At 51.4% G+C, this 13,971-nt stretch carries 10 protein-coding genes; all 10 read left to right on the top strand.

The annotated features are described in order from the left end of the window. Positions 1–308 precede the first annotated feature (308 nt). The 10 genes from DW085_RS08925 (at position 309) to gltX (ending at position 13,733) form a co-directional block, all read left to right on the top strand. A complete protein-coding gene (locus tag DW085_RS08925) occupies positions 309–2,381 on the top strand; it encodes a L,D-transpeptidase family protein (protein WP_118492297.1) in 2,073 nt (690 codons plus the stop codon). A 378-nt stretch (positions 2,382–2,759) separates the two neighbouring features. Next, entirely contained in the window at positions 2,760–3,026 is a 267-nt protein-coding gene (rpsO, locus tag DW085_RS08930) for a 30S ribosomal protein S15 (RefSeq protein WP_022358577.1), read from the top strand. Between the two features lie 216 nt (positions 3,027–3,242). After that, positions 3,243–5,342, top strand: coding sequence for a polyribonucleotide nucleotidyltransferase (locus tag DW085_RS08935; RefSeq protein WP_118471940.1), 2,100 nt, complete (start codon positions 3,243–3,245; stop codon positions 5,340–5,342). 165 nt (positions 5,343–5,507) lie between these two features. After that, complete coding sequence (locus tag DW085_RS08940) at positions 5,508–6,179, top strand: ABC transporter ATP-binding protein (RefSeq protein WP_118492299.1); 672 nt, start codon at positions 5,508–5,510, stop codon at positions 6,177–6,179. Between the two features lie 65 nt (positions 6,180–6,244). After that, entirely contained in the window at positions 6,245–8,068 is a 1,824-nt protein-coding gene (locus DW085_RS08945; protein WP_118492301.1) for a zinc ribbon domain-containing protein, read from the top strand. A 10-nt stretch (positions 8,069–8,078) separates the two neighbouring features. Then, on the top strand, positions 8,079–9,002 hold the full coding sequence (locus DW085_RS08950; RefSeq protein WP_118492303.1) for an ABC transporter permease: 924 nt from the start codon (positions 8,079–8,081) through the stop codon (positions 9,000–9,002). Next, positions 8,896–9,273 carry an ABC transporter permease gene (locus DW085_RS08955; RefSeq protein ID WP_147353938.1) on the top strand — a complete coding sequence of 126 codons (378 nt, stop codon included), beginning with the start codon at positions 8,896–8,898 and terminating at the stop codon, positions 9,271–9,273. The genes DW085_RS08950 and DW085_RS08955 overlap by 107 nt, the downstream gene beginning before the upstream one ends. Before the next feature lie 3 nt (positions 9,274–9,276). Then, positions 9,277–10,371 (top strand): hypothetical protein, encoded by a 1,095-nt coding sequence (locus DW085_RS08960; RefSeq protein ID WP_118492307.1) that lies wholly within the window; start codon positions 9,277–9,279, stop codon positions 10,369–10,371. A gap of 386 nt (positions 10,372–10,757) precedes the next feature. Continuing rightward, positions 10,758–12,113 (top strand): magnesium transporter, encoded by a 1,356-nt coding sequence (gene mgtE / locus DW085_RS08965; RefSeq protein WP_022360674.1) that lies wholly within the window; start codon positions 10,758–10,760, stop codon positions 12,111–12,113. Between the two features lie 162 nt (positions 12,114–12,275). Then, on the top strand, positions 12,276–13,733 hold the full coding sequence (gene gltX, locus DW085_RS08970; RefSeq protein ID WP_118492362.1) for a glutamate--tRNA ligase: 1,458 nt from the start codon (positions 12,276–12,278) through the stop codon (positions 13,731–13,733). Positions 13,734–13,971 lie beyond the last annotated feature (238 nt).

The raw sequence follows: 13,971 nt of genomic DNA on the forward strand, positions 1-13,971 counted from the left end.
TGTTTCTGTTTCATAGGAAATTGCGTCCTATGAAACAAAAAAAACGCTCCGCGAGGATGCGTACTCGCGCGAAGCAGAAGCATGTCTCAGGCGATCGCGCTCGGCGCGAGAATATACCAGAAAAAGACAGAGTTTTGTAAGTTGACTTCCGTTTAAAACTTATATACAATAGGACAATGGGGGATCAGCAACACAGATAGCATGGATTTTTGTCAGAAAAATATGCCAAATGATAAAAACATTACTTGAATGGCAGATCCTTCCGGGAATAGGAACCCGTATTGGATTTTTAAAGGGAGAATAGGACGATGACAGATAGAAACGGGAATTTGAATGAAAATTCACGTTCCGGCAGCCGCGAAGATGGGCGGGAGCCGATGAGACGAAATACGGCGATGAACAGCCGGGAGATTATGCTGGAAGATGAAGATTATCTGGATGATCCGGATGAGGGCTATTTGGATGATGATTATTTCGACCAGGATATGGAAGAACGGATCCTGAGGGAAGCAGAGCTGGACATGGAAAACATACACCAGCCAGAGCGTCAGGATCAGAACCGGTGGGAAGAGCCGGAACGCCTGCCGGAGAAAGAGCCGGAGGAGACAGCCAGTCGAAAGCGCAGCCGCGCCCGTGGAAATCAGAGCGCGGGCACAGGGCGGGAGGCAGCTCATGCGGCGCCGCAGCGGGGACAGGATTCCGGAAAGACGGCATCCTGGACGGAAGCCACCCCGGAAAAGGCAGCTCTGAAAGCTGAGCATAGAAAAAACGGTAAAAAGGCGGCATGGATCGCTGCCTGTACGGCGGGCATTCTGCTCGTGGCAGCCGGAGGCGTCTATGTGGGAATGTCCCAGAAATATAAGACCCGTTTCTTTCCGAATACGCAGATCAACGGTGTTGACGCGTCCGGAAAGACAGCGGCAGAGGTGCAGGAACTGATTTCGGAAGGTGTGAATGGTTACACACTGACGATCGATGAGAGAAATAATCAGACAGAAACGATCGCCGGAACCGATATCAAGCTGCATGCGGAGTTTGACGGCAGCCTGGAAAAGATGGTAGCGGCGCAGAACCCGTTCGCATGGCTGTGGCATATGAAACAGGAAGAATATACGATCGGAACGATGGTGACGTATGACGATGCGGCGCTGGAAAGCCAGATCCGGAATTTATCGTGTTTAGACCCGGAGAAAGTGGTAGAACCGGTCAATGCAAAGATTTCAGAGTATGTGTCCGGACAGGGCTATTCGATTGAGCCCGAACAGGAAGGAACGGCAGTCGAGGCGGAGAAGCTGACACAGGCGGTAACGGAGGCGATCGAGAATCTGCAGGATCATTTATCGCTGGAGGAAGCAGATGTCTATAAGAAGCCGACGGTATTGAAAGACGATGCATCTCTGGCAGAACAGCTGGATAAGATGAATAAATACGCGAAAATGAGCGTGACATACCAGTTCGGCGATTCGACGGAGACCTTAAATGGAGATCAGATTCATGGGTGGCTGATTGCCAATGCAGACGGAAGTGTTTCGGTAGATTCCTCCAAGGTGTCGGAGTACGTGTCTGAGATGGCGAAAGCACACAATACTTCAAACAAAGCGAAAACATTGAAAACATCGTATGGTTCCACGATTCAGGTAAGCGGCGGAACGTATGGCTGGAAGATCAACCAGGCGGCAGAGACGGAAGCGCTGGCAGCGATTATTGCCTCCGGCGAGAGTACGACGCGTGAGCCGGAGTATTCCCAGAAGGCGGCGAGCCATGGGGCAAATGACTACGGTGACACTTACGTGGAGATCAACCTGACCGGACAGCACCTTTTCTTCTATAAAGAAGGAAAGCTGGTGGTAGAGTCGGATTTCGTATCTGGAAACCTGGCGAAAGGCTGGGGAACTCCGGCAGGCTCGTATCCGCTGGCCTATAAGCAGAAAAATGCGGTCCTGAAGGGTGAGAATTACCGGACGCCGGTTAATTACTGGATGCCGTTCAATAATGGTATCGGTATGCATGATGCGAAGTGGAGAAGCAGTTTTGGCGGTACGATTTACAAGACGGGCGGTTCCCACGGCTGTATCAACCTGCCGCCGAGTGTTGCGAAGACGATCTTTGACAATATTTCGGCAGGAACTCCGGTGATCTGCTACAATCTGCCTGGTACGGAGAAGAGTACGACGAGCGGTACGGCAAAACCGGCGGAGACGAAGCCGGCAGAGACTACGGCGCCAGCAGAAACACCAGCTCCGGCAGAGACGCAGGCGCCAGCACCGGCAGAAACACAGGCACCGGGTCCGGAACCGACCACAGCGCCGACGCAGGCGGAGACGAAAGCGCCGGAGACTGCGGCACCGACCAGGCAGGACCGGGAGGTCCTCGGGGGATAATGGTGGAAATATTGCAGTGGGACCAGGAGCATAGGAAGAAACGGGCACTGGAACTCTGCACCTCCGGCTTCTTCCCTTATCGTTGTTCGCTTGCTTTCACAACATCTGTTCGCCTGTGACGGACCACGGTCCGCCACATTCGGACAGATGTGTTCAAGATGCGTACAACTGGATAAGGGAAAAGCCTTTGGCACAGAGTTCCAGTGCCCGTTTCTTTGAATTGGGAATAAAAATCGAGAAAAAACCTGCATAAAATGATTTACACCGAAAACATATTGTGTTATACTAAATACGTATGAGTCCGCCGGTGCTCAGTTTTTTGACGACTCCGACATAAACTTAGCATACGGTAAGAATAATTTTAAGGAGGAAATCACAATGATTTCAAAGGAAAAGAAAGCAGCTATTATCGAACAGTACGGAAGAAAAGCAGGCGATACAGGTTCACCGGAGGTTCAGATCGCAATTCTGACCGCTAGAATCGCTGAGCTTACAGAGCATTTAAAATCCAATCAGAAGGATCATCATTCCCGCCGCGGACTTCTGAAGATGGTAGGACAGAGACGTGGTCTTCTGGATTACTTAAAGAAATCCGATCTGGAAGGATACCGTGCACTGATCGAGAAGTTAGGCATCAGAAAGTAATTAAGATTAAAACGTATAGGGTGGAGCAATCCACCCTAGTTGTTTATGTAGAAGAAAAGTCCGAGACCGCTGCTGTACCCGTAAAGCAGAAAAACATATTTGCGGGCAGAGCAGTAGTTTCGGTATTACTTTTCACAGAAAGGCACTTTTGGAACCGAAAGCGGCGTATGAGAATGTGAAGGTTCTTCTGCAAAACAAGATGAAAGGAGATATGAGATGTACAAGAGTTTTTCGATGGAACTGGCTGGCAGAACTTTAACAGTGGATGTTGGCCGTGTAGCAGCTCAGGCAAATGGTGCTGCATTTATGCATTATGGAGATACAACCGTATTATCAACCGCGACAGCTTCTGACAAGCCGCGTGACGGTATTGATTTCTTCCCGTTAAGCGTTGAGTTTGAGGAGAAGATGTATTCGGTCGGAAAGATTCCGGGCGGATTTAACAAGAGAGAGGGAAAGGCATCTGAGAATGCAGTTCTGACAGCACGTGTTATTGACCGTCCGATGCGTCCGCTGTTCCCGAAGGATTACCGCAACGATGTTACCTTAAATAACCTCGTATTATCCGTTGACCAGGACTGCAGCCCGGAGTATACCGCGATGTTAGGCTCTGCAATCGCAACCTGCATTTCCGATATCCCGTTTGATGGTCCGTGTGCGACCACCCAGATCGGCATGATCGACGGCGAGTTTATCGTAAACCCGACCAATGCACAGAAGAAAGTATCTGATATGGCTCTGACCGTTGCTTCTACCCGCGAGAAGGTTATCATGATCGAGGCTGGCGCAAAGGAAGTTCCGGAGAACATCATGATCGACGCGATCTTCAAGGCACACGAAGTAAACCAGGAGATCATCAAATTCATCGACACTATCGTAGCTGAGTGCGGCAAGCCGAAACATTCCTACGAGAGCTGTGCAGTTCCGGAAGAGCTGTTTGCAGCGATTCGTGAGCTGGTTCCGCAGGAAGAGATGGAAGAGGCTGTATTTACAGACGAGAAACAGAAGAGAGAAGAGAATATCCGCGCAATCACCGAGCGCCTGGAAGAGGCATTCGCTGATAACGAGGAGTGGCTGGCTGTTCTGGGTGAGGCTGTATATCAGTACCAGAAGAAGACTGTCCGCAAGATGATCCTCAAAGATCACAAGCGTCCGGATGGCCGCGGTATCACCGAGATCCGTCCGCTGGCAGCAGAGATCGACATTCTGCCGCGTGTACACGGTTCCGGTATGTTCACCCGTGGACAGACACAGATTTTAAATATCTGTACACTGGCTCCGCTGTCCGAGGCACAGAAGATCGACGGACTGGATGAGAACGAGACATCCAAGAGATATATGCACCATTACAACTTCCCGTCCTACTCCGTAGGCGAAACCAAACCGTCCAGAGGACCGGGACGCCGTGAGATCGGTCATGGTGCGTTGGCGGAGCGTGCGCTTGTGCCGGTACTTCCGACTGCGGAAGAGTTCCCGTATGCAATCCGTACCGTATCTGAGACGATGGAATCCAATGGTTCTACCTCCCAGGCAAGTATCTGTGCATCCACTCTGTCTCTGATGGCAGCAGGTGTACCGATCAAAGCTCCGGTAGCTGGTATTTCCTGCGGTCTGGTAACAGGCGACACCGATGATGATTACATCGTTCTGACCGATATCCAGGGTCTGGAAGACTTCTTCGGCGATATGGACTTCAAGGTAGGCGGCACTCACAAGGGTATTACTTCCATCCAGATGGATATCAAGATCCACGGTCTGACCCGCCCGATCATCGAGGAGGCAATCGCTAAGACGAGAGAGGCAAGACTCTACATTCTGGATGAAGTTATGGCGCCGGTTATCTCCGAGCCGAGAAAGACCGTCAGCCAGTATGCTCCGAAGATCGTTCAGATCTCCATCGATCCGCAGAAGATCGGCGATGTAGTCGGCAAACAGGGCAAGGTAATCAACAAGATCATCGAGCAGACCGGCGTTAAGATCGATATCGAGGACGATGGCAGCGTAGCTGTATGCGGCACCGATCAGGCAATGATCGACAAGGCAGTTTCTATCATCAAGGGCATCGTGACCGACATCGAGCCGGGTCAGATTCTGACAGGTACCGTTGTCCGTATCATGAATTTTGGTGCATTCGTAGAGCTGGCTCCGAACAAAGATGGTATGGTTCATATTTCCAAGCTTTCGGACAAGCGCGTAGCGAAGGTAGAGGATGTTGTCAACATCGGCGATGAAGTTACTGTAAAGGTAATCGAGGTCGATAAGATGGGTCGTATCAACCTGAGCATGAAACCAGGCGATCTGGCTGAAAATAAATAATAAATAGATTGCAAATGCACACGATGTGCTGCAATCATCCATCATAAAATCAATGTGCCTGCATCACTGCGGCGCAGACCAGATAAAGTAAGGAATGCTGCAAGGCAGAGAAGCGGTTCGCTTCTGCTTTGCGGTGTTCCTTTTTACTTTACAAAGAGGAAAAATATGTTAGAGGTAACAGGGATAGAAAAACGGTACCGCGGAAGGACGATCCTAAAAGATGTCTCTTTTCGGGCAAATCCAGGGGAATGCATCGGGATTGTCGGCGGAAATGGATGCGGCAAGACGACGCTGCTCTCGATCCTCGCGGGGATCCGCAAGCCGAATCGGGGGAGTATTCGGATTGACGGGCAGGAGGCGCTTGGAAGACATCGTCTATTAGAAGAAAAAATCGCCTATGTGCCTCAGGAAAATCCATTGATCCCGGAGCTGACGGCATTTGATAATTACCGTCTCTGGTTCCGGGGGAAACGGCGGGAGATGGAGCGGGATCTGGAATGCGGCGTCGGTCGTGTGCTGGGCGTGGACCGATTCTTGAAAACGCAGGCGGGACGGCTTTCCGGCGGAGAGAAAAAGAGGCTGAGCATCGCGGCGGCACTCTCCGGGCGCGCGGATATCCTGATTCTCGATGAACCGGGGGCAGCGCTTGACCTGGAGGCAAAGGAGCAGATCCTGACTTATATCAGGAGCTATGTGAAAGCAGGGGGGACAGTTCTTTTAACGTCCCATGAGATGGGAGAGATAGGGGCGTGTACAACCCTTTATGTATTAAAGGACGGTGTGCTGGTTCCAACGGAGGCAGGGCTTTCGGCGCGGGAGCTGATACAGAGGTTTTAAGGTTACTGGGCACGTATGCGTGAACAGTAACGTTTTAGGAGTGAGAAAACAGGAGGAGGTACAAGATGGAAGAGGGAAACAACACAAACAACACAAACAATACAAACAATGCAAACATGTCAAGCAATTCAACCCCGCTAAACCCGGCAGAGGCAGCGGCACAGGCGCTTACGGCCGCATCTGACACAGCGGATGGAACCGGTGCAGGCGGCTCCGCTGGTGCTGGCGGCGGAATCGGTGGAAATGCTGCAGGCGGCAGTGACGGTGGCAGAACGGGCGGAAATGGTTCTGGCAGGAAGAAATGGCTCATTTCAGCCGGAGCAGCCGCAGCGGTGGTCGTGGTCGGCGGCGGTGTGATGCTCAGCCATCAGGCAGACCCAAAGGACACAGTGATCGATGCGTTCAAGAGCATCACGGCGGAAGGGCAGTTAAATCCGTCTGAGGAGATCTTTGGGACGAAAGAGCTGGAAAAACTTTTACAGAAGGGATCCGCGCAGACGGGGATGGAGTTAAGCATGACGGGTATTTCCGATGAATCCCTGAACCAGATGAGCGGTGCGGGCATCGGTTTGGATGTGAAGCGCGATGTGGACAGCGGACGGCAGCTGCTAAATCTTTCCTTGCAGTATGGCGGCGGAGAATTGGCGGACGCACAGCTTTACATGGATGATACACAGATCATGGCGGCGATTCCGGCACTTTCCAGCCGTATGTTTACCCTTGACTATGTCAATGATCTGGAAGGACAGCTCATTAATTCTCCGTATGCGGCGCAGAAGCTCGAAGAGCAGGGGATTGATATTGAGGGGCTGGCAAATTATCTGGGACAGTACAAGGGGGCGCTTTCGGACGAGGAGCCGATGATGGATCTGAAAGCACTCTGGAACCGCTACAAAGAGGGAAGCAAGGCGATTGATGACCTCAAAACGGCTATGACCGTCACTAAGAATGACAAAAAAGAGTTTACGATCGATGGACAGAGCGAGAACTGCCGCGGTTACCATGTGACTCTGCCGAAGGATGCGCTGATTCGCTTTGCAAAGACGACGAGAGAATTTTTCCTGAATGATGAGACACTCAAACAGGATGTGGTGCGCTATCTGGAACTGGCAGGCGACGCAAGCAGCATCTATGCAGCGGACGGGGAAGGAGAGAGCGTGGATCCGGAGGAACAGCAGAAGGAACTCTGGGCGCAGGCGGAAGCGGTGCTGGACAATCTGGTAGAGGAAATGGAAAATACCATCGGGGATGTGACGATGGATGTCTATGTGAGAAAAGACGGCAAAATGGCTGGATTTTCCTATGAGACGGATGCAACGGTTGACGAAGAAAATGTCCGTCTTTACGGCGATGTTTCCTTTGGCGGCGGTTACAACATGCTGTCGAATGTGAATGGGGCGTTAAATATTGAGGATTCGGACGGTCAGATTATCACGGTTTCCCTGGATAAAACAGGCGCTTACGAGGCTGGAAAGAGCTGGAGTGGTCAGGTAATTGCGACCCTGGAAGGCGACGAAGAGAAATACCAGTTTATCCTGGATGGCGATTATCAGATCGCGGACGGCAGCTATGAGCTGAAGCTGGATCTGCAGAGCAACGGTGCGTCTCAGGCATCGATCACGGCGAATGGCGCGGTCAGCGAGCTTTCGAAGGGCGAGAGCGTCCATATCGATATGGATTCTCTGCGTATGGAAACTACATTGTTAAATGGAAGCATTTCTTATGTTGAATTAGCCGGTTCCTATTATGTCAACCCGCTGGAGGATGAGATCGCGCAGCCGGACGGCGTTCCATTTGATGTGCTGGCTTCCTCCGAGGAGGATTATAACCAGGTCACAACGGAGATGACAGGCAACCTGTTCGCAATTCTACTGAAAGTCATGTCATAGGCGGCGGAAAATGCGAACATATATGATATATCTGCTGCTGACCGGAAAGCGCCTGCTCCGCCAGCTGCCGTATTTTCTGGCAGGGCTGGCAGTGATGGTGCTGCTCATCGGCATGGCGGCGTTTTCGGCATCTAAGGTTTTATATGGGGAAACATCTTTAAAGAAAATCGAGGTGGGTGTGGTGCTTCCGGAGGACGATGCGCTTTCGGAAAAGATAACCAAAATGATTGCCTCGCTGGACAGCGTGGAAAGTCTCTGCGATTTTTCGTATCTGGAACACGATGAAGCGTTCCAAAGGATGAAAAGCGGGGAACTTCAGGCGGTTTTCGAGGTGCCCTCCGGCATGGCGCGTGACATTTTGGACGGAACGAACCAGCCCGCCACGATCTGGTTTCTGGATGAGAGCGGGCTGGAAGAAGCTGTTTTCAGGGAGCTGGCAGAGTCGGGCAGTTCGATGCTTGGCACTTCGCAGGCGGCGATCTACGCGGCAAATGAATGTTTAAATATCCAGGGAGTGCCGGAACAGATTCCGGTGTCTGAACAGGATTTGAACCGTATCTTTTTAAAATATGCGATGAACCGGGAGGCACTTTTCCGGAAGAAAACGGTCAGCGCGGCGGGGGATGTATCGACGGCGGTCTTTTATGGAATTTCGGGGATTGTATTTTTGATGATTCTTACCGGAATCCCGGCAGCGCCGTTTCTGGCGCCCCAGACGGAGGCGCTGGAACAGGGGCTTCGGCGTATCGGGATCCGGCGGTGGTATCCGCTTTTCTGTAAATGCTTGTGCATGACGCTTCTTCTGATGGCAGTCACAGCGGGCGGCTATGGCTGGGGCGGTGCAGAAGGGATATGCGCTGGCGGGGCGGGAAGAACTGGCGGCGTGGGGGCTGACCTGCGCGGCAGTTTCGGCGTGGATTCTGCTGTTTTATGAGGTGTGCAGAAGTTCGGCAGCGGCGATTTTGACGTTGTTTGCGGTCAATGTGGTATTTCTCTTTCTGGCGGGCGGCATCATCCCGTCCGTCTTTCTGCCGGAACTGGTTCAGAAAGTCGGAAATATGACGGTGACGGCGCTCTGGATGGATGGAATCCGCTTTATTGCTTCGGGCGAGGAGACAGGGACGGTTCCGGTGCTGTGGAAACTGGCTGCGGCGGCATTGGCATGCTTTGCACTGGCGCTTGCCGCCGGAAAAAGGAGGGATTGACGGATGCGGAAGCTGGCGTGGTGGTTCTGTATGTTTGGAATGACGCTGCGGCGGGCTCTTTACCGCCCGGTGTTCCTCCTGTTTCTTCTGATCTTTCCATTGGGAATGGGCGCGCTCCATCAGGTGGAAAAACGGGATTCCGGGCGGATCGCGGTGGCGCTCTGCCCGGGAACGGATGCGTGGAATCAGGCGCTTGCAGAAAGACTGGAATCGGAAGAGAGCCGTTCATTTTTCTTTTATCCGTGCGGGACGGAGGAAGAGGCAAAGGAGGCGGTTATGACCGGACGGGCGGAGTGCGCCTACCTGTTTCCAGAGAGATTAAAGGAACGGCTGGACGAGGGGCGTTATACCCGTGCGGTCCGCGTGCTGGTGTCGCCATCCACAGTGGCAGAGAAAATTATATCAGAAAAGATATTTTCTGAACTGTTCGAGGTGTACGGGCGGGAACTGCTGGCGGACTATGGGAAAAATGGAGCGGCATTCCAGACGGTGATGGCGCGCTGCCAGACGACGGAGGCGCGGGAAAAGGCGTGCGGCGTGCTGATGGAACTCTATGAAAAATACCGCAGCAACGGAAGCACCTTTACCTTTGATTATCAGACCTTACAGGGAGGAACGGCACTGCAGACAGGGGCGATGAAGGTGGTCTTTCCGGTGCGCGGGCTGACGGCGGTTTTCCTTTTTATCATGGGGCTGGCGGCAACTGTCATGGCGGGCGAGGATGCGGAGCGCGGGCTTTATACGGCGGTCCGGAGCCGGGAGCGGTGGCTTCTGCAGACGGCGGAGATCGCGGCGTTTGTCTTTTTAGCAACCATTTCGGCCTATGCGGCGCTTCTGGTATCGGGAAATGGGGCAGAGCCGCTTTTAGAGGCGGGAAAGCTGCTTTTTTATCTCTTCTTCGTGACCATGTATGCCTTTGGATGCCTGGCAGTCTGCCGGAAGTCGGGATTTCTGGCGGCGCTGATTCCGGTGTTTATCCTTGCGAGCCTCCTGCTCTGTCCGATCTTTTTTGACGCTTCGCTCTTTTTGCCGGGAGCCGCAGGTGTGCGAAAGCTGCTGCCGCCGTGGTGGTATCTGAGCGGCATTTTCGGTTTCTAAAGTGTCTACCCGTGAATAGTTACTTTTTAACAACGTTTTTTTGGATAACTTCGATAAAAAGATTGCTATTTTTTCATTCAATTATTATAATAAAAAGAGACATCCGGTATCGAGCATCAATCTGCCGGATGTTTTCATGCGAGAAAATCAGGAGAGGAGTGAACACAATGGAAAGCCGGAGTCATAAGGCGGAATCAGACGGCAGCTACCCAGAACCGAAGGCAGCGTACACATGCATTTGCAGGAATGACAGCTGCAAACAGCGGATTCCTTGTGTACACTGCCGCATCTGTGGATAAGTTTCCGGCATTCTGCCTGTGTGCAGGAGCAGGAAGGGAGCAGCCTGTCCGATTTCCAAAATGACAATATTTTGGAAGGAGACGGGAATGTTAGAAGAAGAGAAGAAAGAAGAGCTGCTGGCTCTGCTGACCGGGAAGAAGTACCGGGAGCTGAAAAGCCAGCTGGTCGAGATGAATGAGGTGGATATTGCCTCATTTATCGAAGAATTGGATTCAGAGAAGACGGTCGTTGTATTCCGTATGCTGCCGAAAGAGCTGGCATCGGAGGTATTTGCCTGTCTGGAAGTCGAACAGCAGCAGCACATCATTACCAGTATTACGGATAATGAGCTGCGTGCCATCATTGACGACCTGTATGTCGATGATGCGGTCGATATGCTGGAGGAGCTGCCGGCGACGATCGTGCGGCGCGTACTTCAGAACTCCAGCCCGGATACGAGAAAACTGATCAACCAGTTCCTCAATTACCCGGAAAACAGCGCCGGAAGCGTCATGACGGCGGAGTACGTGGGACTCAAGAAAAATATGACGGTGGAGCAGGCATTTGATTATATCCGGAAATATGGTGTGGACAAGGAGACGATTTACACCTGCTACGTCATGGATGAAAAACGCCGCTTAGAGGGCGTTGTGACGGTCAAGGATCTTCTGATGAATGATTATGCGGCGCTCATGGGCGATATCATGGATCCGCATGTGATCAAGGCGTATACGACGGAAGACCAGGAAAAGGTCGTGGAGACGTTCAATGAGTACAACCTCTTGAGTTTACCGGTTGTGGACGGCGAAGACCGTCTGGTCGGCATCATCACGGTCGATGATGTCATGGATGTCATGGAGCAGGAGGCGACGGAGGACTTCGAGAAGATGGCGGCGATGCTGCCGAGTGAGAAGCCGTACCTGAAGACGGGCGTGTTCCAGCTTGCGAGAAATCGTATTCCGTGGCTGATGATCCTGATGTTGAGCAGTATGGTGACCGGCGGTATTTTGTTAAAATATGAGAATGCCTTTTCGGTAATTCCGCTTTTGGTTACGTTTATTCCGATGCTGATGGATACGGGCGGAAACTCCGGCAGCCAGGCGAGCACGATGATCATCCGTGGTATGGCGGTCGGCGAGGTAGAACCGGCGGATATTCTGAAAGTTATGTGGAAAGAAATCCGCGTGGGAATGCTCTGTGGACTTTCTCTGGCGCTTGTCAATTTCGTGCGCCTGATGATCCAGTATCCGGGGCAGGTACTCATCTGCCTGACAGTAGTTATCAGCCTGTTCTGCACGGTTATCATCGCGAAGACGATCGGATGTGTGCTTCCGATTGCGGCGAAGACGATCCACCTCGACCCGGCGATCATGGCGTCGCCGATGATCACGACGATCGTGGATGCGTGCAGCCTGATGATTTATTTCCAGCTGGCGTGCCATTTGCTGAATATGAAGGCGTGATATAAATTACCTGCCTGCTGGCCCATGTTTTCGTATGGTCAGCGCAGTAAATGCGCAGACTTACGGAACAGTTACTTTATTTTATAATTCCAATATTTTAATTATTTCTAGGAAAGGAAAAACTGTTTGGAACATAAGCTTCCAGACAGCCGTGTGAAAAGTATGACAAAGATCAGAACCAGATACGCACCGAGCCCGACAGGCAAAATGCATGTAGGAAACTTAAGAACTGCATTATACGCATACCTGATTGCAAAACATGAGGGCGGCGATTTTATCCTGCGAATCGAGGATACCGATCAGGAGCGTTTCGTTGAAGGCGCGACCGAGATCATTTACAATACGATGCGCGATACCGGACTGAAGCATGACGAAGGTCCGGACATCGGAGGTCCGGTTGGCCCGTATGTACAGAGCGACCGTCAGAAACAGGGCATCTACATGGAATATGCGAAGAAGCTGATCGATAAAGGCGAAGCTTATTACTGTTTCTGCGATCAGGAACGCTTAAACAGCTTAAAGAGAGAAGTAAACGGCGAAGAGATCATGACCTATGATAAGCACTGCCTGCACCTTTCCAAGGAAGAGGTAGAGGCAAACTTAAAGGCAGGAAAGCCGTTTGTCATCCGTCAGAACAACCCGACCGAGGGAAAGACTACCTTCCACGATGAGATTTACGGGGATATTTCCGTAGATAACTCCGAGCTGGACGATATGGTTTTAATCAAATCGGATGGATTCCCGACCTACAACTTCGCAAATGTGGTGGACGATCATTTACAGCAGATCACCCATGTAGTCCGCGGTAACGAGTACCTGTCTTCTTCACCGAAGTACAACCGTCTGTACGACGCATTCGGATGGGAAGTTCCGGTTTATGTGCACTGCCCGACCATCACGAACGAGGAGCACAAGAAGCTGAGCAAGCGAAGCGGTCATTCTTCCTATCAGGATCTGATCGATCAGGGCTTCGTTTCCGAGGCAGTTGTCAACTTCGTTGCCCTGCTTGGCTGGTCACCGGAAAATAATCAGGAGATTTTCTCCTTAGACGAGCTGGTAAAAGAGTTCAACTACAAGAATATCAGCAAATCTCCGGCTGTTTTCGATATGGTAAAACTGAAATGGATGAACGGCGAGTACATCAAGGCGATGGATTTTGATAAGTTCTATGAGATGGCAGAGCCGTACATCAAGAAAGTAATCACCAAGGATCTGGATCTGAAGAAGATCGCGGCGATGGTTAAGACGAGAATCGAGATTTTCCCGGATATCGAGGGACACATCGATTTCTTTGAGACACTGCCGGAGTATGATCCGCAGATGTATATTCACAAGAAGATGAAGACCAATCTGGAGACATCCTTAAAGGTATTAAAAGATGTTCTGCCGATTCTGGAAGCACAGGAAGATTACTCCAACGACGCCCTGTACGCGGCGCTGTCCGAGTATGTATCCAAAGAGGGCGTTAAGACCGGCTTTGTAATGTGGCCGATCCGTACCGCTGTATCCGGCAAGCAGATGACGCCGGCAGGCGCGACCGAGATCATGGAAGTGCTTGGCAAGGAGGAGTCGATCCGCCGTATCAAGAAGGGGATTGAACTTCTGGAGGCACAGCAGTAGGCTGTCGTAACCGTCGATGTTCGACTTGAAGCAGGTTTGGCTTCGCAGATTAAATCAGTAGGTAGTAAATAAACAACTGCTTTTTCATGTATCGTAGATGCATGAAAAGCAGTGAAAAGGTGCGCTTTGTGAGAAATACATTCCAAGGCGCACTTTTCTTACATTTGTACTTGACAGATTTGCTTCAGATGCGCGGCAGAAGGATGTCTTGCACATCAAAATGCGAATTTCGAAGCAA

The sequence above is a fragment of the Clostridium sp. AF50-3 genome, assembly GCF_003477445.1.
Classification (GTDB): Bacteria; Bacillota; Clostridia; order Lachnospirales; family Lachnospiraceae; genus Otoolea; species Otoolea fessa.

Bases quoted from the DNA above. Each gene is read 5' to 3' on its own strand.
- DW085_RS08925 (WP_118492297.1), top strand. From the start codon at position 309: ATGACAGATAGAAACGGGAATTTGAATGAAAATTCACGTTCCGGCAGC.
- rpsO (WP_022358577.1), top strand. From the start codon at position 2,760: ATGATTTCAAAGGAAAAGAAAGCAGCTATTATCGAACAGTACGGAAGA.
- DW085_RS08935 (WP_118471940.1), top strand. From the start codon at position 3,243: ATGTACAAGAGTTTTTCGATGGAACTGGCTGGCAGAACTTTAACAGTG.
- DW085_RS08940 (WP_118492299.1), top strand. From the start codon at position 5,508: ATGTTAGAGGTAACAGGGATAGAAAAACGGTACCGCGGAAGGACGATC.
- DW085_RS08945 (WP_118492301.1), top strand. From the start codon at position 6,245: ATGGAAGAGGGAAACAACACAAACAACACAAACAATACAAACAATGCA.
- DW085_RS08950 (WP_118492303.1), top strand. From the start codon at position 8,079: ATGCGAACATATATGATATATCTGCTGCTGACCGGAAAGCGCCTGCTC.
- DW085_RS08955 (WP_147353938.1), top strand. From the start codon at position 8,896: ATGGCTGGGGCGGTGCAGAAGGGATATGCGCTGGCGGGGCGGGAAGAA.
- DW085_RS08960 (WP_118492307.1), top strand. From the start codon at position 9,277: ATGCGGAAGCTGGCGTGGTGGTTCTGTATGTTTGGAATGACGCTGCGG.
- mgtE (WP_022360674.1), top strand. From the start codon at position 10,758: ATGTTAGAAGAAGAGAAGAAAGAAGAGCTGCTGGCTCTGCTGACCGGG.
- gltX (WP_118492362.1), top strand. From the start codon at position 12,276: ATGACAAAGATCAGAACCAGATACGCACCGAGCCCGACAGGCAAAATG.